This is a genomic window from Shewanella livingstonensis, from assembly GCF_003855395.1.
Taxonomy (GTDB): domain Bacteria; phylum Pseudomonadota; class Gammaproteobacteria; order Enterobacterales; family Shewanellaceae; genus Shewanella; species Shewanella livingstonensis.
Genome location: NZ_CP034015.1, coordinates 1,587,634 through 1,610,931 on the forward strand (window position 1 = coordinate 1,587,634; position 23,298 = coordinate 1,610,931).

A 23,298-nucleotide genomic window follows, 5' to 3' on the forward strand; every position below is an offset into this window, starting at 1 on the left:
AAGTATGAAACCTTCAGAGCGCCGTAAGGCCCGCCGTCTAGCCGTTCAAGCCATTTATTCATGGCAGTTAAGTAAAAACAAAGTTGCTGACGTAGAACATGAGTTTTTAACTGAACAGAACACTGATGGTGTTGATGTGGCTTATTTTCGTGAGCTATTAACCGGTGTGGCGACAAAAACATCACAGATAGATGAGCTGATAAAGCCACATCTAGATCGTAAATTTGAAGAAGTGTCACCAGTAGAAAAAGCCATTGTGCGCTTGGCAACTTACGAGTTGACCTTTCGCAAAGATGTGCCGTTTAAAGTGGCGATTAACGAAGGTATCGAGTTAGCGAAAGCGTTTGGTGCTGAAGATAGTCACAAATTTGTCAACGGCTTGCTTGATAAGTTAGTGAAGCATAAGTAACACCAGAACGGTATCTTCGGATACCGTTTTCATTTGTTATTAATGGTTTCAAAATTAAGGTGGACGGTTTACCGTACCAGACTGAATGTGAAAGAATTCCAACTCATCGAACATTACTTCCGCAATAAAGGTCAACAAAGACGCGATGTTGAGTTAAGCATTGGCGATGACTGTGCGTTAGTGAATCCTACAGGCAACAAATCGTTAGCGATTTCTTGTGATACTCTTGTTGAAAATGTCCATTTCTTTGCAGACATTCCAGCTCATGCTTTAGGTTATAAATCGCTAGCGGTTAATCTCTCCGATCTTGCTGCAATGGGTGCAGAGCCTGCCTGGTTTACTTTAGCGTTGACCTTGCCTAATGTTGACCAGCCTTGGTTAGCACATTTCAGTGAAGGCCTTTTTGAGATTGCTGAATATTATGGTATTGCATTAATTGGTGGTGATACCACTCGTGGCCCACGCAGTATTAGCATTACCATTAACGGTCAAGTCCCTAAAGGTACAGCTTTAACCCGTTCAGGGGCTAAAATAGGTGACTGGATTTATGTTACAGGTACATTAGGCGACTCTGCCTTAGGTTTAGATATTCTCAGAGGTGTTAAAACCGTTAATACTGAAGATAAAGAATACCTGATTAATCGTCATTATTACCCAACCCCTCGAGTGTTGGCTGGTCAAGCAATGCGCACATTAGCCACAAGTGCTATCGATTTATCTGATGGATTAATGTCTGATATTGGTCATGTATTATCAGCATCTAAAGTGGGTGCTATCATCGATGTTAATCAAATTCCCTTGTCAAAATCAATCAAAGCCAATCTCAGTCGTGAAGATGCGTTAAGTTATGCGCTTACTGGTGGCGAAGATTACGAATTACTTTTTACTGTGCCTGAGTCGCAACGTGGCGCTATTGATACTGCGTTAATTCATGCGGGAGCTAAATTTGTCAAAATAGGTCAGATTTGTGCTGGCGACAAACTAAAGTTCGTTGACGATGGTATTGCTTTTACTCCGGTATCCCGTAGTTTTGAACACTTCTAATAGCAGCATTATGAAACTATTTACCCAAGATAAATTTGTTAAAAAGCTATCACTAGCAAACCCAGTGCACTTTTTGGCGTTAGGTTTTGGCAGTGGTAAAGCCGCTAAAGCACCGGGCACCTTTGGCACCTTAGCTGCCGTGCCCTTAGTGCTATTAATGCAGCAGTTAAGCTTAACCCATTACCTCATCATTACCTGTATTAGTATGCTCGCTGGTTTTTATATTTGTGGTAAGGCCGCTCAAGATATGGGCGTGCATGATCATGGTGCGATTGTGTGGGATGAAGTCGTCGGCCTAATGATCACCATGATTGCCGCGCCTTTAGGTTTTATGTGGTTAGCACTTGGTTTTGTACTGTTTCGCTTTTTTGATATTGTTAAACCATGGCCTATCCGTTGGCTTGATGCCAAAGTGCATGGTGGTTTTGGGATTATGATTGATGATGTATTAGCAGGAGTCTTTTCGTTAATAGGTGTACAACTAGCGGTCTATTATCTATAAATATTATATCAATACCTGATTATAAGTAGTTGATTATAAACAATGATTAAAAAATAATTATAAATGCACCTACAAATCGTACCTAATACATAAAAAGAGCACATTTGTGCTCTTTTTTGTCGATAATATTTATACTAAATCAATCACAGCTACTTACTAGGATGACTCTGCGGTAAGTAGATTCGTCCGCAATTGCTCTAACTCTGTATTCATATTCGTTAAACGTTGTTTGTAATCTGTTCCATAAACAGTACAGTTAAATAGTTTACCAATCGGATTGTAGCGTAACATCCATAATTGCTGAAAATAATTGTCGTTAGAACAATAGCTTGGTTCTTTAAGCGTGTGCATTGAGGTCGTCGAAACCGGTTCCTTTACTAAGCTGACAATATACTCGGCCATGAGATTGTCACTGTCTGTTGGCTTAAGCAACGCATATGCTAACCATTTCTCATAAAAAGCGGCACTATCAGACTGCACTTCAATTAACATTTGTTCTGTAACGTTATGGGCAAAAAGCCATTCTCCAGAAAATATCCGTTCAAAATCACTATCAGTTAACTCGAATGATGTTTGCCAAGCTGTGACTTTGGTTACAATAGCTGCATCTGTGGTCTTAGCTAAGGTGCTAGCTAAATTAAGCTGATATTTTATCATGTTAACGGCAATCATATGATTGAGTGTTGAGCGAGATGAGTGATAAACCATATTCCAAAAATATGCATCTTTGTTTAAAAATGCTACTGCAGCTTGTTGGTCCAGTTTGTTGTCAGATGTATCTACACTTATTATTGCAGCAAGCTGACGAACATCTCTTAACTTAAAAAGCAGACCCCACTGAGCTTGATTGTTTGGGGTTAAAGACTGTGGTTCTTCTTGCCAATAAGGCATATCTAATAATGTATTATATTGTTGTATATTGGCTTTATGAGCGCCAATGACATCTCTAATATTATCGCTATTATCGCTAATAAATACACTGCATATTATCAAATCTGTTTGATAACAAGCGGTTTTAAAGTTGTCAGTTAACTCGATTTCTTGTTCGCTGAAGCTGATTAATGGTTTTTTATTATTTGTTTTATCGTCTCCTATTGTGCCTACGAGAGTAATTGCATATTCATAGCCATTTTCGCTAGGGTCGATAGGTTGCTGTTTTAGCCAGTTTTCAACTAAAAGAGTATTAGGTGACTTTGTTCTGTCTGTTGCATTAATGGCCACTAAACAGACCACAGTAAATACCATTAAGCTACATATCAGCCCGACAAAGACACCCAAACCCTTTAACACTTGCATCATTATGATTTATCCGTAAATCTATTTTAACTTAACGTTAACATATTGATTTGTTTTTTATAAGTGCATAACGATTATTGCAGCAATTCACGGGCGTTAGCTAAAGTATTTTCGGTTATCACATCACCACCTAATAAGCGTGCAAGTTCATTCACCCGCTGATCTTTATCTAAGGTCTGCATGGTCGTTTCAGTATTACCACCCTTATTAAATTTATTCACAAACATGTGTTGATGACCATTACCCGCAACTTGTGGTAAATGGGTGACACATAACACTTGAGTCGACTCACCAAGGCTACGTAACATGCGACCGACGACAGAGGCTGTAGGGCCTGAAATACCCACATCAACTTCATCAAATATCAATGTTGGAGTGGCGACTTTTTTAGCTGTGATGACTTGAATTCCCAATCCAATACGCGATAACTCACCGCCAGAGGCAACTTTAGAAATAGGTTGTAATGGTTGCCCTGGATTTGTGGTCACCATAAATTCAATACTATCGCAGCCATTAACTGAAATGTTGTCCGGATTATGATTAATTTGAATGGTAAATTTACCTTTAGGCATATTGAGATCATGAATAGACTGGGTGACTAATTTATCTAGTTCTTTGGCATAACGGCTGCGGCTCTGGCTGAGTTTTTGTGCATTAGTTAAATAATTATTTTTATTAGTTTCAAGTTGTTGCCTTATTTCATCTAGTTTGGTTTCATCGCCTGCAAGTTCGGCCAATTCAGACATCAGTTCCTGATGATGTACCGCCAGCTTATCAGCACTAACATGATGCTTACGCGCCAATTGCATTGCGGTTGAGAGGCGTTTCTCTAAATAGGCAAAGTGTTCTGGATCCAGTTCTAAACTGCTTAAGTAACTTTCAATTTCACTGGCACTTTCTTGTACTTGGATTAATGCATCACTGATCATTGAGCTGATTGGGGCAAGTGATTCATCATAGCCTTGAAGCGTGTCAGCGATAGCCGCTACTTTATTGAGCAATGATTCTATATTGCCTTCGTCACTTTCAGTCAGTAAATGTAAACCTGCTTGGCAGCGCTCAATTAAATCTGTGCCATTGGCTAAGCGCTTATGTTCTTGCTCAATCTCATCAAACTCTTCTAAGCCTAAATTGAACTCATTAAGTTCTTCTACTTGATATTGGAGTAACTGTTGACGCGAAATACGCTCATGTTGAGCTTGCTCAAGATACTTTAGTTCGTTTTCTACTTGTTTACAGCGTTGATAACTAGCACTAACGCTGTCGAGTAGTAGTTTATGGTTGGCATAGTGATCGAGTAAGTTTAATTGATGTTCACTTTTGAGCATGGCGTGATGGGCATGTTGGCCGTGAATACCTATCAATAACTGACCAATGGCTTTTAATTGTGTAACCGGAACTGGGTTACCATTAATGTAGGCTCTTGAACGGCCATCACTGTTAATGGTTCGGCGCAATATACACTCATCTTCAGCATCGAGATCGCTATCTTCAAGCCAACGCTTAGCTAAAGGCACGTCATGAAGTGTAAATCGGGCACTGACTTCGGTTTTGCTGGCGCCCGGTCTGACAGTATTGGCATCAGCACGATTACCAAGACATAATCCAAGCGCATCGATAGCAATCGATTTACCAGCACCTGTTTCTCCGGTGATGCTTGTCATACCGGCTTTAAAGTCGAGTTCTAAAAAACGCACGATAGCAAAATTATTGATGCTGAGTTGGCAAAGCATAATGAATTCCTGTCAATGAAACTACCAAACCACTGTATTGATAAACAGTATATACTGATTTTATATACAGTAAAGTGCTTAGGTAAAATTACCATTGACTATTTTATCATCGAGAGCAGGTCGAACATTAAGCAATGTGTTTTAAAAGTGCTTCTATTATAGGCAAACTGATAAAAGTGATTAATGTGCCATATAAAATGCCTTGGGCACTACCATTGGCATTTATTTGGTATCTGTCAGCTAATAGGTAAACACTTGCTGCAGTTGGTAAGGCGGCTAAAAGCACTCCCATAGTGAGTAGATCGTGTTCAACACCGAAGAGTTTGAGTAACCCAAAGGCAATAAAGGGTTGAATAATTAACTTGAGTAAGTTGATTAGACTCAGCTCTGCAATTAAGCCAAGACTGAACATTTTTGCAAAAGATTGATGTCGTAATGCTTTAGCAAGTACCATTCCGATAGCAAATAAGGCACAAGGACTGGAGGTATTGCCCACTTGGTGCAGTACTAATGCCAGACTCTCGGGTAAGGTGATATGCAACGCAGATAGGCTGATACCAATAAGACTGCCGAGCACAATTGGGTTTTTATACAACGCATTTGCCATGATGACCATGGCATGGTCTGTTGACTGTTTATCGCGGCTGGCCAGCTCAATAGAAACTAAAGCAAAGGCGAACATGAATACTGACAGTAAGCTGGCAATGGCTGCGGCCACTAAAGCCATTTTGTGGTCAGGGAATAATAGGCTCAACAATGGAATACCAATAAATGCTGTATTACCAAAAGTAGCATTTAAGGCGCGCATGGCAGCAACAGCTTGTTGCTTAGGCTTACACCATAATGACACACCTATTACCAATGCGTAGGTAATGATCATTGCCAAGCTAAAGCCACCAATAAAGCCCCATTGAATAATGTCTTCAATGCGTGTTTCAGCTAATACAATCAGTAAAATTGCTGGGAAAGCAATGTAGTACACAAATTGATTGAGGATGAGGTCGGTATCTGCTGGCAAAAATCTCAATTTTTGCACAACACTGCCGAGCAACATAATAATAAATACAGCGATTAGCGGGGTAAGAATACTGGACATCCCACGCAATTCCTTAGCAAAATGATAATAAAGTCACTTTACTTCTTTTTGATAGGAGGATGCAATTAGGCTAAAGTTAAACGAGTGTTTATTTTTTTACTTTTAGGCTTAAACTTGCCTGAGATACTTTCGGTGGAGGCAATATTCCAAGTTCAGTAAAAAAGTGTACTTGTCGTCTTAATTCAAATAACGAGCCTACTCGCACCTGATTGCCAATGGCTAAGGTCCAATTATCCGTTTTACCGTCGGAATTTGTGAAAGTGAAACCTTGATAAAAAATTTTCTTCATGGCGCGACACTCAATAAAAAGCCTGAATAAGTTCAGGCTATAGCATGTTTATTGGCAGTATCAGACTCACACTAAAGGTAGAGGCTAATGTTAGAGACTAATGCCAATATTAGACACGCCAGCTTCGATGATATCTTTACGTAAACCTTTAACCAATTCACTGTTTATATCTGGATTGGCTTCGATTATGTCGAGTAACAGACCTTGTAATTCTTTTTCTTCTTCCATTACAGGATGTGAAAATACAAATTCATCGAGCTCTTCATCCATTAATGACTCTTCACTAATGGCTTCAATATAATTGGCCACAGTACTTGATGATAATTTACTAATGTTAGTAATATCTTCTTCAATTTTTCCATCTATTGCACCCATTAGAGTGGCAATAGCCACTGCAGCATCCATGGCAGGATAAGCGCCATAGGCTTCAAAATTGCTAGGATCAGGAGTGTTTTCATCAAGGCGTTGTAAATGCACATCAATATTGAATTTTAGCTTTTTGTCATATTGGCTTTGCCATAATAACTCCAATGCAGTGCTAAGCACCTGCGGTTCGCCAAATTGACATACTTCGGAAAAAAGTTGGTAGTTAGGCAGCATTCGTTGGCACAGTGCTAAAGCAAAAAGTTGCTTTTGAGGTAACGATAATGCTTTTAGGCGTTTAAAAAAACCGGATTTACTGGTCATTAGGGGCATCCACTGATAGCTGTTTTATGACTTGATTTGCTGCTGATTCTACCTTAGTTAACTCATCAAGTAACTCTAGTATTTCAGGTTCTAAGTCATCAATGTCAATTTTATGCTTTAATGCTGACTCAATATCCCTGCATAGCTTTTGTGTTGTAGGTACACCGCAATAGCATGTTGCCCCATGCAGTTTATGTACGGCTTGCAAGAGCGCCGCTGCATTTCTTGTCAGTAACGCTTCATTAATAGTAGTGGTAGTTTCGGGCAATGAGTTAACTAGCATCTTTAACATGTCTAAGGCTAAATCGGTTTTTTGGTTTGCTTGGGTTAAGCACAAGTCCCAATTGAGTACATGGGTATCAAAATGGGTTAACTGTGGTTTAATCATCCAGCGGCTAATGACACTTTTAAGTGACAGTTCATCAATAGGTTTAGGTAAAAATCCGTCCATACCGCTGGCTAAAATATTCTCACGTTCTTCGGCAATAGCATGCGCTGTTACAGCAATAATAGGCGTATTACGATTGAGTGATTCTGACCGTATTCTTTTGGTTGCGGTAATACCGTCAGTCCCCGGCATTTGAATATCCATAAATATTAAGTCAAATGCTTGTGCCTTTGCTTGTTTTATTGCCTCTGCGCCGTTATTGACTGTGACGACATTGTCGACTAACTCCTTGAGTAACGTATCAATTAACTTTAGATTAGCCATATTGTCGTCAACAGCCAATACTGATGCATTGAGGCGCTTCGTGACGTCATTATTTATTGGTTCGGGTAGGCTAACTAACGTAGACGGCATTGGTGGATATATTAAATGATGGGCTAGGGTAAAATCGCTTACAGGGGTGTTGAGTAATACATCTGCATTGACTTTCAACACATTAAGTATCATATCCTGGTCTAAACAATCATGTAATAAAATAAGGCAGTCTGTATGCTGTCTAGCTTGTTTTAATAAGTGGATAAAGGCTGCATTGTCTGCAAAGCCATGACAGCTGATAATAATGTAATCAAACTTGCTATTTTTACTTTGTAATACTGAAGTAAGATTTTCGGGATTGGCGACATTAGTGATAATTAATTGCCATGACACTAAGCGTCTATTCAATGTATCGCGAGTTAACTCCCTAGGTTCGTACAATAATACTGACTTATGCTGCAGAGCATCCACTGGCAATACTTCACCAATTTCAAATTGACTGATCCCAAGTGGCAGAATAAACCAGAAATTTGAGCCTTTACTTGGTGCTGATGTGAAGCCTATTTGACCACCCATTTGGTTAATTAAACGTTTGGTAATCACTAAACCTAAGCCTGTACCACCAAAACGGCGTGAAATGGATGAGTCTGCCTGACCAAATGCCTGGAACAAATACTCTTGCTGGCTCTCATCAATACCGATACCAGTATCGATAACTTCGCAACGTAAGGTGATGTTATCGTCATCTTGTCCTACCAAGTGTATTTTGAGTATGACGCTGCCTTTGTCGGTGAACTTGATAGCATTACCGACTAAGTTAGTAATAATCTGGCTGACTCTCATCGCATCACCACTAACACTTTCTGGCACATTTGCGTCTATGTCTATGACCAGTTCTAAGCCTTTTTCTTGCGCACTACCGGCAATAATAGTAAGTGTTTCAGTGAGTGTTTCACGCAGTGCGAATGGCATTTTTTCTAATATCATTTTGCCGGCTTCTAATTTTGAGAAGTCGAGAATATCGTTGATGATACCGAGTAAGTTACTGGCACTGCGTTCAATGGTTTTAATATAATCGAGTTGGCTGGTATGCAGTGGCGTTTTTAATAATTGTCTGGCAAAGCCAATGACGCCATTAAGTGGTGTGCGTAACTCATGTGACATATTGGCTAAAAATTCAGATTTAATCCTGCTCGCTTCCAGCGCCCTTTTTTTAGCAATATCGAGTTCAACGTTTTGAATTTCAATTTGTTCAAGTGTTTCGCGTAAATCGGAGGTTGCTTGGTCAATATTTTGCTGCATTTCATCGTGGTATTCAGACAATGAGCCCGCCATTGCGTTGATGCCTCGTTTAAGCAGATCAAGTTCACCAATTAAGTTGCCTTCCAGGCGCGTATCAAGTTTACCTTCACGGATTTTGGCCACTACTCGAACCATTTCTGTAATCGGGTAGTTTACGTGCTTGACTAAGCGGAAGGTAAAAAATAAATTAAATTGCACCCCAATCAATACAATAATAAACGCCGCTATTGCAGCCCGATGTTGTTCGAGCAAGGCATTTTCTTTATTCAATAATACTGAAATATAACCTAGAACTCGCTCTTGTTGATTATTGTAAATAGGCGCAATGATGCCATTAGTCGATGAAGCATTATCGATATTGATGTTATTCGGCCGATTTATACTGGTAACCGGTTTTGGTTCTAACCCGGTATGGGATATTATTGGCACACGAATGACTAGCGTATCGTCAATGGTTTCATTTTCTGTACCAACTAAGTTTGCCAAAGCTTGTTTATAGCGCATCGTTTCAAAATCTTTGTGGTAGTGCGAGGTCACAAAGAGCTGGTTTTCGGCATCAAAAACAGCGATGGAGAGGATCAGAGATGCGTTATTTATTTGCGATGCAGCGAGTAAAAGTTTAGTCGATTCACGATCTTGATTGATAATACCAAATTCACTGGCAATCGCTAACGGTTCAACAATATTACTGCCTTTTTCAATTAAGGTTTGTTCTAATTCATAAAAGCGGTTTATCGTGAAATAACTTCCAAGTAGAATACCCACTACGATAGTGGGCGCTAACGCAAGTACCAGAACCCAAGAGCGTAGGCTGTATTTGGTCATATTGTTGGCACTTTTCATGGCTGTTAGGTGTGTCCCTGTTACTAAATCGCTATTATTGCGTCTAGACTGCCAGATATTGCGCACTCTTGACTAGTTTTTTATTCAATACCTGAGGCCGAAATGGCACAATTTTTTCAAGCAAAACCGAACAAATCTAAGCAATTATCAACAAAGCTAAGCCTCAGCGTAACTCAACTTGACCATTTGGGCGCAGGTATAGCGCAACATCAAGGCAAAGTGGTATTTATTCCAGGGGTCCTCCCTGGAGAGACGGCTACAGTGCAATTTGTTGAACAAAAGAAAAGCTATGCCAAAGCTAAGTTAATGGCAATTGATGTTGCATCAGCTAATCGCGTCAAACCTCATTGTCCTCATTATCACCAATGTGGCGGCTGTGATTTACAACACATGGACACAAACGCGCAGCGCGAACATAAGCAAACAACGTTAATTGAACTTATTAGCAAGCTGTCGAGTGCAACCACTATTAAGGCAGATATTATCGCTGCGCCTATCGTGGGAGAAGGGTGGCATTATCGTCGCCGCGCAAGGCTGGCAACATTATTTGATAAAAATACTCGCCGCTTACAACTTGGTTTTCGTGCAGGCAGTAGTAATAAAATTGTTTCTATTGAACAGTGCCCCGTATTAGCAAAGTCTTTATCGGCATTAATTACCCCTTTAGCCGTTAATTTAAATCAACTCAAAGCGCGGTCTAGTTTAGGCCATGTTGAGCTCACACAAGCCGACAATGGTAACTTTGCCGTACTAAGAGTCACTAAAGTGTTACCTGCCTCTGATATTCGTTGGTTAACGGGTTTTGCTGAAAAACATCAACTTAACTTATTATTACAAGATGATGCCGGCCAATTGACGCAATTGTATCCCTTGTTACAACCCCATGATAACCAAGTGGTCTTGCCTTATTATCATCTTGCTAATGAGTCCGTACGTTGCTCTTTTACCCCGGGTAATTTTGTTCAAGTTAACGGTGCAATTAATCAAACTATGGTAGATCAAGCCATTAAGTGGTTAGACCCTCAGCCAGGTGAGCGAATCTTAGATTTATTTTGTGGTGTAGGAAATTTCAGTTTACCGTTGGCATTAAAGGCTGCAGAGGTTGTTGCTGTTGAAGGGGTGCCTGAAATGGTGCAACAAGCTAAGCAGAATGCTATCGATAATAAATTAGATAATGTTACTTTTTATCATGCAGATTTAAGTGCCGATTTATCGACGCAATCCTGGTTAGGCAAAATTGACAAGTTGTTGCTTGATCCTGCTCGAGCTGGCGCTTTTGAAAGTTTACAATGGTTGCAGAAAATGCAACCTAAAAAAGTGGTATATGTTTCATGTAATCCGGCAAGTTTAGCGCGCGACAGTAGTGTATTATTAGCTAATGGTTATCGAATAGCCCAAGTTGGATTAGTGGATATGTTTCCACAGACGCATCATATTGAAGCCATGGTGTTATTTGAATTAGATAAATAAACAGTCAGCTTTTAACCATATACGCTAGGTCTGTTAAAAAATTGCTCAACTGAACGCTATTGAATTGACAAAAGTATCTAGATCTTCAAGATAAGTCGTTTAGTTATTGTTAACGCTATATCTGCATAATATGACATGTGTGAATATAGTTGGATGTCAGTCGGTCATGCGGCTAAGGAAGGGTTCATGGTATCTGTTCGCGAAGCACATTTTAATACGCAAGCATTCCAATTAGATGAGTGGGTGGCTCGTTATCTCGACGATAAAGATGACGCTCAGAAATTATTGGTTTTGATCCAGCAAGTTGAGGCCTTACCGGTTAAAAATAAGCTGGCTCATACTGAGTTGCTTGCGCGCGCTCGCGAAATGATTGAAATCTTAGCGCCGCTGAATATGGACATTGAAACCCTGCAAGCTGCGGTATTATTTTTGCTACTCGATGCTGGCGTGCTTAATGACGAGCAAATTCTCGAGCAATACGGTGAAAACCTTGCAAGGTTAGTTGCCAGCGTTGTGACTATGAATGCCATTGGCGCGTTAAAGGTCAGTCAAAACTCTCGCGATGCCGAACCGCAAATTGATAACATCCGAAAAATGTTACTAGCCATGGTTGAAGATGTTCGCGCCGTAGTGATCAAATTAGCTGAGCGAGTGTGTTTACTGCGCGCGGTCAAAAATTCCGATGAAGAAACGCGAGTATTATTAGCACGTGAAATTGCCGATATTTATGCGCCATTAGCAAATCGTTTGGGCATTGGTCAATTAAAGTGGGAACTTGAGGATATTTCTTTTCGCTACTTGCATCCAATCGTATACAAAGACATCGCTAAACAATTGGATGGTAAGCGGGTTGATCGTGAAGTGTTCATCGATAAATTTGTTACCCAGCTACAGCAACGTTTAGACAGTGATGATATTCGCGCTAAAGTGTATGGTCGTCCTAAGCACATTTACAGTATTTGGCGTAAAATGAAGGGCAAAGATCTCAAGTTTGATGAGCTTTTTGATGTTCGAGCCGTACGTATCGTCACTGAAAGACTGCAAGATTGCTATGGCGCATTAGGGGTTGTGCACGACCTTTGGCACCATATTCCGCGGGAGTTTGACGATTACGTAGCCAATCCAAAACCTAATGGTTATCAATCTATTCACACTGTGGTGGTTGGCCCTGAAGGCAAAACAGTAGAAATTCAAATTCGTACTGAGGCGATGCATCAAGATTCTGAGCTTGGGGTCGCTGCGCATTGGAAATATAAAGAAGGCACCAGTAGCACCAAACAAACGGGTTACGAAGAAAAAATTAATTGGTTGCGTAAAATTTTACAGTGGCAAGAAGATGTGGCTGAAAGTGGTAATTTGGTTGACGAAGTCCGTAGCCAGGTATTTGAAGATCGAGTCTATGTATTTACCCCAAGTGGCGAAGTAGTTGATTTACCTTTAGGGTCAACCGTACTCGACTTTGCTTACTATATTCACTCTCAAGTGGGTCACAAGTGTATTGGTGCTAAGGTGGATGGGCGTATTGTACCGTTCACTTATCAAGTTGAAACCGGTGAACGTATTGAGATTATCACCTCAAAAACACCTAACCCGAAACGTGACTGGCTCAATTTAAACTTAGGTTATATCAAGTCATCGCGTTCGCGCTCAAAAATACAACATTGGTTTAAGCAACAAGACCGCGATAAAAACATTGCCGCGGGTAAAGAGATGCTTGAGTCTGAATTAGCCCGCGTTGGCTTAAAAATTAAAGACGCAGCAGTGGCGGTAGAGCGTTTTAATTTAAATTCAATGGACGACATGCTGGCGGCTATCGGCGGGGGAGATTTACGCTTAAATCAGGTCGTTAACTTTACCGACACCAAAATTCGCAAGGTTGCAGACACTGACGAAGATTTACTTGAAGACATTATTAAGAAAGCGTCCCATAAACCTCAAAAATCGAGTAAAGGCCAAGTTGAAGTTAATGGGGTGGGTAATTTAATGAGCCACATCGCTCGTTGCTGCCAACCGGTGCCTGGTGATGAGATTTTTGGTTATATCACCATGGGGCGAGGTATTTCAGTGCACCGCAGTGATTGCGAGCAAGTGAAAGAGTTAATGCGTGCACATCCTGAACGAAGCGTAGATGTTATTTGGGGTGAAAACTATTCTGGAGGTTATCGTATTCGCGTTAGAGTACTTGCCCATGATCGTAGTGGGCTATTACGCGATTTAACCACAGTGCTTGCTGCTGAAAAGTCTAATGTAATGGCAATGAGCTCGTCATCAGATGTTAAAAGCCAAACGGCAACCGTAGAGCTTGAACTTGAGTTATATAATTTAGACGGTTTATCGCGGATCCTCGCCAAATTATCGCAAGTCGACGGCGTGATAGAGTCGCGCCGACTTTAGTTTACAGGCTTGAGTTCGCTGACTTCAGTTTTTATACTTTAGCAAATCGATAATCAAGACGCAGATAATCAAGTTTTACTCAGCTAATTGTGTTACCGCGACCAAGGCACCTCTAATCAAGGTGCCTTTTTAATTATTTAAAGAGGAATTATTGTGGCAGACATTCAATCGTTACTGACCATCATGCAGCAATTACGCAATCCTGAATCGGGTTGTCAGTGGGATCTTGCCCAAGATTTTGCCAGCATTATGCCTTTTACTTTAGAAGAAGCTTATGAAGTTGTCGATACTATTGAGCGACAAGCATGGGAAGAGCTGCCGGATGAATTAGGTGACTTACTGTTTCAGGTGGTGTTTTATTGCCAACTAGGGCAAGAGCAAGGTAAGTTTGATTTTGCCACTGTGGTTGAACGTATTAGTGATAAGTTAATTCGTCGCCATCCACATGTTTTTGGTGATTCAGAAACCCAAGCAACTACCGCAATTACTAGTACCGATGATTTAAGCCAAGCGTGGGATAAGTTAAAAGCCTTTGAACGCCAGCAAAAACAACAGCATTCAGCCCTAGATGATATCCCTCAAGCATTGCCAGCGCTAAGCCGAGCTCGAAAAATTCAACATCGAGTGGCAAAGGTTGGTTTTGATTGGGCAGAGCTAGATCCTGTAGTCGCAAAAATCCATGAAGAAATTGATGAAGTGCTAGTAGAAGTTAATCTGCGACATCAAGATCCTGATTTTTACCAACCTAGAATTGTAGATGAAATGGGCGATTTGTTGTTTGCTGTGGTTAACCTTGCGCGTCATTTAAAGGTTGATCCTGAACAAGCATTGCGTCAAGCCAATCGTAAATTTGAACGGCGATTTAGAGGGGTAGAACGATGTGTAGGCGAAAGCGGTAAACCAATAGAGCAGCATAGCTTGGAAGAATTAGACCACTACTGGAATGCGGTAAAACAATACGAAAACATAAATTAAGCTAAAATTAGCGCGTTTAAGTTTGTCGAAACGAGGCGGCTTTGCTATAATATTGCCCCGTCCTAGTGCTTTCTTACAAGCACGTTTTTTCTAACACAATTTCTCAGGTTCAGCATGACTACAAGGTATATCTTCGTTACTGGTGGCGTTGTTTCATCACTAGGTAAAGGCATTGCAGCAGCATCGCTCGCAGCAATTTTAGAGGCGCGTGGCCTCAATGTAACCATTATGAAACTTGATCCCTATATTAACGTCGATCCAGGTACCATGAGCCCGACTCAGCACGGTGAAGTATTTGTGACTGAAGATGGCGCTGAAACCGATCTCGACTTAGGTCATTACGAACGTTTTATTCGCACTAAAATGAATCGCCGTAATAACTTTACTACTGGGCGTATTTACGAAGAAGTGATTAGTAAAGAGCGTCGTGGTGATTACTTAGGCGCTACCATTCAGGTTATTCCACACATTACTAACGCGATTAAAGAAAAAGTGTTAGCCGGTGGCGAAGGCCATGATGTGGCGATTGTGGAAATCGGTGGCACGGTAGGTGATATAGAATCATTACCTTTTCTTGAATCTATTCGCCAATTAGGTGCAGAGCTAGGACGTGAACGCACTTTATTTATGCATTTGACCTTAGTGCCATTTTTAGGTGCCGCTGGTGAGATTAAAACTAAGCCAACTCAGCATTCTGTCAAAGAGTTACGCTCTATTGGTATCGCACCAGATGTACTGGTTTGTCGTGGTGACCGTGCAGTCCCTGCTAATGAAAAAGCCAAAATTTCGTTATTCTGTAACGTTGAAGAGCGTGCTGTTATTTCATTAAAAGACGTCGATAGTATTTATAAAATTCCTGCACTACTTCGTTCTCAAGGATTAGACGACTTAGTTATCAAGCGTTTCAACCTTGATTGTAACGAGGCTGACTTGTCAGAGTGGGAGCATGTTATTTATCAAGAAGCCAATCCAAATGGTGAAGTCACTATTGGTATGGTAGGTAAATACATTGAGTTACCAGATGCCTATAAGTCAGTTAATGAAGCCTTAAAGCATGCGGGTATAAAAAACCGTTTAACGGTAAATATTAAATACATCGATTCGCAAACGGTTGAAGCTAAAGGCGAAGAAGTGTTGCAAGGCCTGGACGGTATTTTAGTCCCTGGTGGCTTTGGTGAACGCGGTATCGAAGGTAAAATATTTGCTGCTAAATTTGCCCGTGAAAACAACTTACCGTATTTTGGTATTTGTTTAGGCATGCAAGTGGCGTTAATTGAGTTTGCACGTAATGTCGCCGGTTTAGAAGGCGCTCATTCAACTGAATTTAATCCTAAAACACCATATCCAGTAGTGGGCTTAATCACTGAGTGGATTAACGAAGAAGGTGATGTTGAAAAACGTCATGAGTCTTCCGATTTAGGTGGCACCATGCGTTTAGGCGCTCAGCTTTGTCATTTAAAAGAAGGTTCTAAAGCCGCTATCGCTTATAACGCTAATTCTTGTGTTGAACGTCATCGTCATCGTTACGAAGTCAATAACAACTACATTGAACGTTTAGAGCAAGCAGGCCTTATATTCAGTGGTTTGTCTTCTGATCGTAAATTGATTGAGATGATTGAGCTGCCTGATCATCCATGGTTTGTTGCGGGTCAATTCCACCCAGAGTTCACTTCAACACCACGTGATGGACATCCATTATTTGAAGGGTTTATTGCCGCTTCTTATGCGTATCAAAAACGCGATATCGATTAATGAACCAGCCGCTAATGAATCCATTAGCGGCTTTTTTATTCAAGATACGTGCGTTAGATCAAATAATCGCATCGATGATGTAACACTGTAGTGAAAACTAAGTTGATGCAAAGTCTAATTCGATTTATCCTAAGCACTAATCGAATTTAAATTACAAAACTGAAAGTTACATACCAATAAATCAGCTTGTTTAAGTGTGTTATGTGTTTTTATTGGTATTAACTTTTTATTTCTTTTAATTTTTTAATTTACTTACCCAAAGTACGAGGGAATTATGGCTAACATCATTAAAGTGATTGGTCGCGAGATTATGGATTCGCGTGGTAACCCAACAGTTGAAGCAGAAGTGCATTTAGAAGGCGGTTTTATTGGTATGGCTGCGGCACCATCTGGCGCCTCAACTGGTAGTCGCGAAGCATTAGAACTACGTGACGGCGATAAAGCACGTTACTTAGGGAAAGGTGTACTTAAGGCTGTTGCTGCTGTTAATGGCCCAATCGCTGATGCACTAAAAGGTAAAGATGCACTAGCTCAAGCAGAACTTGACCAAATTATGATTGACTTAGACGGCACAGAAAACAAAGCTAAGTTTGGCGCTAACGCCATTCTTGCTGTGTCTCTTGCTGCTGCTAAAGCTGCCGCTGCAGCTAAACATGTCCCTTTATATGCTCACATTGCTGACTTAAATGGTACGCCTGGTGTTTACTCTATGCCACTACCAATGATGAACATCATTAATGGCGGCGAGCATGCAGATAACAGCGTTGATATCCAAGAGTTTATGATCCAGCCTGTTGGTGCAAAAACGTTCCGTGAAGGTTTACGCATGGGCGCAGAAGTGTTCCATAGTTTAGCCAAAGTGTTAAAAGCTGACGGTCACTCAACCGCTGTTGGTGATGAAGGTGGTTTTGCACCTAACCTAGCGTCTAACGAAGCAGCACTAGCCGCAATTAAAGTTGCTGTTGCCAACGCAGGTTATGAGTTAGGTAAAGACATCACGTTAGCGATGGATTGTGCTGCATCTGAGTTTTACGACAAAGAAGCCAATATTTACGATCTTAAAGGTGAAGGCAAGAAATTCACTTCTGAAGAATTTAACTTCTTCTTACAAGATCTTACTACTCGCTACCCAATTGTTTCTATCGAAGATGGTCTTGACGAGTCTGACTGGGATGGTTTTGCTCACCAAACTAAACTAATGGGCGATAAAATCCAATTAGTCGGTGATGATCTATTCGTCACTAATACAAAGATCCTTAAGCGTGGTATCGATAATGGTATTGCTAACTCTATTTTAATTAAATTCAACCAAATCGGTACATTAACTGAAACTTTGGCTGCAATTAAAATGGCTAAAGATGCAGGCTTTACGGTTGTTATTTCTCACCGTAGTGGCGAAACAGAAGATTCAACAATTGCTGATTTAGCAGTAGGTACCGCGGCAGGGCAAATCAAAACAGGCTCGTTAAGCCGTAGTGACCGTGTTGCTAAATACAACCAATTGCTTCGTATTGAAGAAGCGCTAGGTTCAAAAGCACCATATAACGGTCTTAAAGAAGTGAAAGGCCAAGGATAATATTTTTGCTTTAGCTTAAAAAGGCCACCACTCGGTGGCCTTTTTTGTTGTACTATAACAGTCATATTTTCCAGGGGTTACTTCGACATAACTTAATATTATGAAACAACTAATATTTTTATTGATTTGTTTATTATCACTCTTACAGTACCGGCTTTGGCAGGGCGATAACAACTTTTCAGAATATGTCGTGTTGCAAACGCAAATAGCGGCGCAAGAACAAGGTAATGGTAAGCTTGTTGCTCGAAATCAAATCCTTAAAGAAGAGATTATTGATTTAAAAAGTGGCACTGAAGCCATCGAAGAGCGTGCCCGTAATGAACTCGGTATGGTTAAAGAAGGCGAAACGTTTTATCGGGTCGTTGGTAGTGAGCTGCGTGAGCGCAACCAATTTAATCGTTAACGCTGTGTTGCAACGCAGATATAACCCTTAATTATATTACTTTCAATCTTGGTACTGCTAATATGCGAAATAATCCTCGTTCTATTATTGCTATTGTTCCTGCTGCTGGTATCGGCAGCCGCATGGGGGCTGATAAACCTAAGCAATATTTAATGCTTGGGCATCAAAGCATTCTGGCTCATACATTAGATACATTATTGGCTCATCCTGAAATAACGTTAGTTGTTGTTGCACTGCATCCACAAGATAATTACTTCCATCAGTTACCCCAATCACAGCATCCAAGGTTAACCCAAGTTGCCGGTGGTGGAGAGCGTGCTGATTCTGTTTTAGCGGCATTAGATTATGCCCATACCCTCAATCCTGATGCGTGGGCTTTAGTTCATGATGCCGCTAGACCTTGTGTAACCCACGATGATATTACTCAATTAATTAACGCTGTAGACATTCATCCCCAAGGTGCCATTCTTGCCGCGCCAGTTCGTGACACCATGAAGCGCAGTGATGCCAATAGTCATATTGTTCATACTGTTGATCGCGCCCTGTTATGGCATGCATTAACCCCACAGTTTTTCCCTGTTTCAGTGTTACGCCAGCACTTATCGGCCGCATTAGCGGCCAAAGTGTCTATTACTGATGAAGCCAGTGCCATGGAGTGGGCTGGTGTTATGCCGGGTTTGGTCTGTGGACGTATCGATAATATCAAAGTGACTCATCCTGATGATTTACAGTTAGCCGCTTTGTTTATATCACAACAATAAATTTAATAGATATAGCTATAGTCGTTAATATCACCTCATAGCAAATGTAGATAAGGTTTTAAATGAATATTCGTATCGGTCATGGTTTTGATGTACATAAATTTGGCGGCGATAGCCCACTTATTTTAGGTGGCGTGACAGTTCCTTATGAAAGCGGGCTGATTGCACACTCTGACGGTGACGTGGTACTGCATGCCATTAGTGATGCCATATTAGGTGCAATGGCGTTAGGTGATATAGGTAAACACTTTCCTGATACCGATATTAATTTTGCCGGTGCCGATAGTCGAGTGCTATTAAGGCACTGTTATAAACTTGCACTGCAAAAGCAGTTTGTTTTAGGTAACTTAGATGTGACCATCATTGCACAAGCACCTAAGATGGCACCACATATTGAAGCCATACGTCAGTGCTTAAGCGCTGATTTACAAACTGATATCGATAACATTAATGTTAAAGCGACAACGACCGAAAAACTCGGTTTTACTGGACGTAAAGAAGGCATTGCTGTTGAAGCTGTTGTATTGATGAAGAGTCAATAACCTACAAATATAGAGAGTTCTGCCACATGAAAGAATTGTATTACCTATTTGGTAAACCAATAAGCCAAGCTGATTTACGTACTCATAACAGTGATTTTATCGTTAAAGAAATTCTGCCTTTTACCCCTACCGGTGAAGGTGAACATCATATGCTTCATGTGCGCAAAAATGGTATGAATACGGTTTATGTTGCTGAAATACTAGCTAAATTTGCTAAGGTTCATCCTAAAGAAGTGACTTATGCTGGCCAAAAAGATAAAAATGCCATTACTGAGCAATGGTTCGGGATACGCATCCCCGGTAAAGAAACACCAGAGTGGGCACAGCTTAATGACGACAAACTCACTATTTTATCGAGTAGCCGGCATAGTAAAAAATTACGTATAGGCGCCTTACTTGGCAATCGCTTTGTGCTGACATTGCGTAATATTACCGATACTGCCGATGTTGAAATGCGTTTACAACAGATAGCCAAACTGGGTGTGCCTAATTACTTTGGCGAACAACGTTTTGGCCATGATGGCAAAAATCTCCTTTTGGGTCGACAAATGCTCAGTGGTGGTCGAAATATAAAAGATCGTCATAAACGCAGCATGTATCTATCGGCGGTTCGCTCCAATGTATTTAACCAAGTGGTGTCATTTCGATTGGCCAACCATCATACCGATACATTAGTAGGTGATTGCGTCATGTTAGCGGGCAGTAAAAGCTATTTTACGGTTGAAGCATGGGATGATGTGCTCAATAGGCGTTTAGTCGAAAAAGACATCCAACTTGCCGCTCCCCTGTGGGGAAGAGGAACGCCTTTAGCTCAAGGTGATGCATTAGCCGTGGAGATGATGCCATTAACTGAGTTATCTACCGACTTGCAAGGACTTGAAGAGGCTGGGTTATTACAAGAAAGACGCCCATTATTACTTGAACCACAAGGAATGAAATGGCAGTTTGACGCAGATACGGTAACACTTGAATTTATTTTGCCCGCCGGCAGTTATGCTACTTCAGTGCTCCGCGAGCTTGCTGACTATCAAGATATCCAAGAATCGCAACGAAAAGTCATGGTTGCTGAGCAACAAGCACAAAAAAATGAAGAGTGTTAATGAATGATTAATATTTTAGTCAGTAACGATGATGGCGTGAGTGCGCCAGGTATTATTGCGTTAAGTCACGCACTGAGTGAGTTTGCCCAAGTATTAACCGTTGCTCCTGATCGTAATTGTTCAGGGGCGAGTAACTCATTAACCTTGACTAATCCATTAAGAATTAATAACTTAGATAACGGCTATGTTTCTGTTAATGGCACCCCTACTGACTGTGTCCATCTTGCTATTAGACAATTATGCCAAATAGAACCCGATATTGTGGTATCGGGTATTAACGCTGGCGCTAACATGGGCGATGACACCCTATATTCAGGTACTGTTGCAGCAGCAATGGAAGGACGATTTTTAGGGTTACCGGCGATGGCTATATCACTGGTGGGCAAATCATTAGTCCATTATGATACTGCCGCTATTTATGCTGCAAAAATTGTAAAAGGCTTATTGGAGCATCCTATCAGCCGAGATCAAATTTTAAATGTTAATGTTCCTGATTTACCTGCAGCACAAATTAAAGGGATTAAAGTTACTCGTTTGGGGGCAAGACATAAAGCTGAAGGAATGATAAAGACTCAAGATCCGGCGGGTAAAGATATATACTGGCTTGGGCCCGTTGGCAGTGAACAAGATGCAGGTGAAGGCACCGACTTTGGTGCAGTAGCAGCAGGATATGTATCGATAACACCGCTAACGGTTGACTTAACGGCGTACAATCAACTTGATGGATTAGCCGATTGGATAATAAAAATATGACAAGGGTAGCTTCAACATCAGCAATTAATTTGGCCAAAAAATTGGCTGATGCAGGGATCAAAGATCCTGCAGTATTGCATGCTGTCGCCACAACACCACGAGAGTTATTTCTTGATGGTGCGCTTGCTCATAAAGCATATGAAAATACCGCATTACCGATCGGGCAGGGACAAACTATTTCACAGCCTTATATTGTCGCCCGAATGACTGAGCTTTTACTGCAACATAAGCCTCAAAAAGTGTTAGAAATTGGTACCGGTTCAGGTTATCAAGCCGCTGTTTTGGCATCATTAATTCCACAGTTATGTACTATTGAGCGTATAAAAGCATTACAAATACAAGCTCGCCAGCGATTAAAGCGTCTAGATTTACATAATGTGTCATTTAAATATGGTGACGGTTGGCAAGGTTGGCCAAACCGTGGTCCATTTGATGGCATTATGGTGACCGCGGCAGCAGCAACAGTACCTCAAGCATTACTTGAACAATTAGCTGACCATGGAGTATTAATTATTCCTGTTGGGGAAGACACTCAACAATTACTCAAAATTACCCGTAGCGGGCAGACATTTCAATCTGAGATTATTGAGGCGGTTAAATTTGTTCCGCTTATTAATGGAGATTTGGCATAGTCAATTCGATAAAAGCGAGTCTTGGTAAATTAACGATGTTTTCGTTTAGAACAAGCTTGTTTTAGTTTAACAATCACGTATTTTTCTCTTTAAGGACTTTGTTTGATGAATACCGGTTGGCCAAACTTTGTGGTCTTAGCAATCATGCTCTCTGGATGTAGCTTTCAAGCTGAACGTCCCGCACCGGTTGATAGTTTATCGTCAAAAAATCATGGCCCTCGTTACCATAAAGGCTCATTAAAAACCGATAAATATAGGGTAAAGAAAGGTGACACGCTTTACTCAATAGCTTGGGGGGCAGGGCGTAACTTTGTTGAAGTCGCTCGTTTGAACCGTTTATCGACGCCTTATACTATTTATCCTGGGCAAATGCTTAATTTATCCGCAACAACTAATCGCCCATCGGCAATGGTTCGACCGTCTCAAGCTTATGTTGGCCCGGTACAAACTCAAGCTATTACTAAACCCTATATCTCGAGTTCGATTGGTTCTAAATTAGAAACAATCAAACCAGCAGAAGTGCCAACGCCAAGCCCTGCGGTAGTTTCAGTCAGAACGAAAAAAGATCTTGATCACAAAGTCAAGCCTGCGTATTCTGTAACAACTACCCAACAAACAATTAACCAAAATACAAGTGGTTCTGTTGCAAATTTACCACCACAAGTTCAACAATGGCATTGGCCAGTTAGAGGTCGAATAATCGGGTATTTTTCGGCTTCAGAACAAGGCAATCAAGGTATTAAGATTGCGGGTAATCGCGGCGATATTATTAAAGCCGCAGCAGATGGGAGAGTCGTGTATGCAGGTAATGCACTGCGCGGGTATGGCAACTTAGTTATTATTAAACATAATGATGATTTTTTAAGTGCTTATGCGCATGCTGACACGATACTGGTTAAAGAAAGGCAATATGTGACTGCAGGCCAAACAGTTGCCAAAATGGGCAGTACCGGGACTAATCAAGTTATGCTTCACTTTGAAGTGCGCTTTCATGGTAAGTCTGTCAACCCATTACGATATCTACCTAAACAGTAAT

Annotated in this window: 21 protein-coding genes; 15 read left to right on the top strand and 6 right to left on the bottom strand. The window is 40.9% G+C overall.

What is annotated here, in order from left to right; genetic code table 11:
* The first annotated feature begins 4 nt into the window (after positions 1 to 4).
* From nusB to EGC82_RS06880, 3 genes are all read left to right on the top strand, one after another.
* On the top strand, positions 5 to 409 hold the full coding sequence (gene nusB, locus EGC82_RS06870; RefSeq protein WP_124730111.1) for a transcription antitermination factor NusB: 405 nt from the start codon (positions 5 to 7) through the stop codon (positions 407 to 409).
* A gap of 87 nt (positions 410 to 496) precedes the next feature.
* Entirely contained in the window at positions 497 to 1,453 is a 957-nt protein-coding gene (thiL, locus tag EGC82_RS06875) for a thiamine-phosphate kinase (protein ID WP_164839104.1), read from the top strand.
* Positions 1,454 to 1,463: 10 nt separating this feature from the next.
* Positions 1,464 to 1,955, top strand: a complete 492-nt coding sequence (locus tag EGC82_RS06880; RefSeq protein WP_124730113.1) for a phosphatidylglycerophosphatase A family protein — start codon at positions 1,464 to 1,466, stop codon at positions 1,953 to 1,955.
* Between the two features lie 156 nt (positions 1,956 to 2,111).
* Here the strand turns inward: EGC82_RS06880 and EGC82_RS06885 are convergent, their stop codons facing one another.
* The 6 genes from EGC82_RS06885 to barA all read right to left on the bottom strand — a co-directional run bounded on the left by EGC82_RS06885 (position 2,112) and on the right by barA (position 9,886).
* A complete protein-coding gene (locus EGC82_RS06885) occupies positions 2,112 to 3,254 on the bottom strand; it encodes a hypothetical protein (protein ID WP_124730114.1) in 1,143 nt (380 codons plus the stop codon).
* Between the two features lie 71 nt (positions 3,255 to 3,325).
* Entirely contained in the window at positions 3,326 to 4,984 is a 1,659-nt protein-coding gene (gene recN, locus EGC82_RS06890) for a DNA repair protein RecN (RefSeq protein WP_124730115.1), read from the bottom strand.
* Positions 4,985 to 5,111: 127 nt separating this feature from the next.
* On the bottom strand, positions 5,112 to 6,080 hold the full coding sequence (locus EGC82_RS06895) for an AEC family transporter (protein ID WP_124730116.1): 969 nt from the start codon (positions 6,078 to 6,080) through the stop codon (positions 5,112 to 5,114).
* An 88-nt stretch (positions 6,081 to 6,168) separates the two neighbouring features.
* Entirely contained in the window at positions 6,169 to 6,369 is a 201-nt protein-coding gene (locus tag EGC82_RS06900; RefSeq protein WP_124730117.1) for a DUF3319 domain-containing protein, read from the bottom strand.
* 90 nt (positions 6,370 to 6,459) lie between these two features.
* Positions 6,460 to 7,056, bottom strand: coding sequence for a YjaG family protein (locus tag EGC82_RS06905; RefSeq protein WP_124730118.1), 597 nt, complete (start codon positions 7,054 to 7,056; stop codon positions 6,460 to 6,462).
* Positions 7,046 to 9,886 (bottom strand): two-component sensor histidine kinase BarA, encoded by a 2,841-nt coding sequence (gene barA, locus EGC82_RS06910; RefSeq protein WP_425272660.1) that lies wholly within the window; start codon positions 9,884 to 9,886, stop codon positions 7,046 to 7,048. The genes EGC82_RS06905 and barA overlap by 11 nt, the downstream gene beginning before the upstream one ends.
* A gap of 120 nt (positions 9,887 to 10,006) precedes the next feature.
* Here barA and rlmD point away from each other — a divergent pair, with 120 nt between their 5' ends.
* From rlmD to EGC82_RS06970, 12 genes are all read left to right on the top strand, one after another.
* Positions 10,007 to 11,374 (top strand): 23S rRNA (uracil(1939)-C(5))-methyltransferase RlmD, encoded by a 1,368-nt coding sequence (gene rlmD, locus EGC82_RS06915; protein WP_124730120.1) that lies wholly within the window; start codon positions 10,007 to 10,009, stop codon positions 11,372 to 11,374.
* Positions 11,375 to 11,560: 186 nt separating this feature from the next.
* Positions 11,561 to 13,768: a GTP diphosphokinase gene (gene relA / locus EGC82_RS06920; RefSeq protein ID WP_124730121.1), complete on the top strand. Its 2,208-nt coding sequence runs from the start codon at positions 11,561 to 11,563 to the stop codon at positions 13,766 to 13,768.
* A 183-nt stretch (positions 13,769 to 13,951) separates the two neighbouring features.
* Complete coding sequence (gene mazG, locus EGC82_RS06925) at positions 13,952 to 14,743, top strand: nucleoside triphosphate pyrophosphohydrolase (protein WP_244212577.1); 792 nt, start codon at positions 13,952 to 13,954, stop codon at positions 14,741 to 14,743.
* A gap of 114 nt (positions 14,744 to 14,857) precedes the next feature.
* Positions 14,858 to 16,495 carry a CTP synthase gene (locus EGC82_RS06930; protein WP_124730123.1) on the top strand — a complete coding sequence of 546 codons (1,638 nt, stop codon included), beginning with the start codon at positions 14,858 to 14,860 and terminating at the stop codon, positions 16,493 to 16,495.
* Positions 16,496 to 16,769: 274 nt separating this feature from the next.
* Entirely contained in the window at positions 16,770 to 18,071 is a 1,302-nt protein-coding gene (eno, locus tag EGC82_RS06935) for a phosphopyruvate hydratase (protein ID WP_124730124.1), read from the top strand.
* Between the two features lie 100 nt (positions 18,072 to 18,171).
* Positions 18,172 to 18,474 carry a cell division protein FtsB gene (gene ftsB, locus EGC82_RS06940; RefSeq protein ID WP_124730125.1) on the top strand — a complete coding sequence of 101 codons (303 nt, stop codon included), beginning with the start codon at positions 18,172 to 18,174 and terminating at the stop codon, positions 18,472 to 18,474.
* 62 nt (positions 18,475 to 18,536) lie between these two features.
* Positions 18,537 to 19,235 carry a 2-C-methyl-D-erythritol 4-phosphate cytidylyltransferase gene (gene ispD, locus EGC82_RS06945; RefSeq protein WP_124730126.1) on the top strand — a complete coding sequence of 233 codons (699 nt, stop codon included), beginning with the start codon at positions 18,537 to 18,539 and terminating at the stop codon, positions 19,233 to 19,235.
* 62 nt (positions 19,236 to 19,297) lie between these two features.
* A complete protein-coding gene (ispF, locus tag EGC82_RS06950; protein ID WP_124730127.1) occupies positions 19,298 to 19,777 on the top strand; it encodes a 2-C-methyl-D-erythritol 2,4-cyclodiphosphate synthase in 480 nt (159 codons plus the stop codon).
* 26 nt (positions 19,778 to 19,803) lie between these two features.
* Positions 19,804 to 20,877 (top strand): tRNA pseudouridine(13) synthase TruD, encoded by a 1,074-nt coding sequence (truD, locus tag EGC82_RS06955; protein WP_124730128.1) that lies wholly within the window; start codon positions 19,804 to 19,806, stop codon positions 20,875 to 20,877.
* Positions 20,878 to 20,880: 3 nt separating this feature from the next.
* Entirely contained in the window at positions 20,881 to 21,630 is a 750-nt protein-coding gene (gene surE / locus EGC82_RS06960) for a 5'/3'-nucleotidase SurE (RefSeq protein WP_124730129.1), read from the top strand.
* On the top strand, positions 21,627 to 22,262 hold the full coding sequence (locus EGC82_RS06965) for a protein-L-isoaspartate(D-aspartate) O-methyltransferase (protein WP_124730130.1): 636 nt from the start codon (positions 21,627 to 21,629) through the stop codon (positions 22,260 to 22,262). Before surE ends, EGC82_RS06965 begins: the two co-directional genes overlap by 4 nt.
* Positions 22,263 to 22,364: 102 nt before the next feature.
* Positions 22,365 to 23,297 carry a peptidoglycan DD-metalloendopeptidase family protein gene (locus tag EGC82_RS06970; protein WP_415837554.1) on the top strand — a complete coding sequence of 311 codons (933 nt, stop codon included), beginning with the start codon at positions 22,365 to 22,367 and terminating at the stop codon, positions 23,295 to 23,297.
* Position 23,298 lies beyond the last annotated feature (1 nt).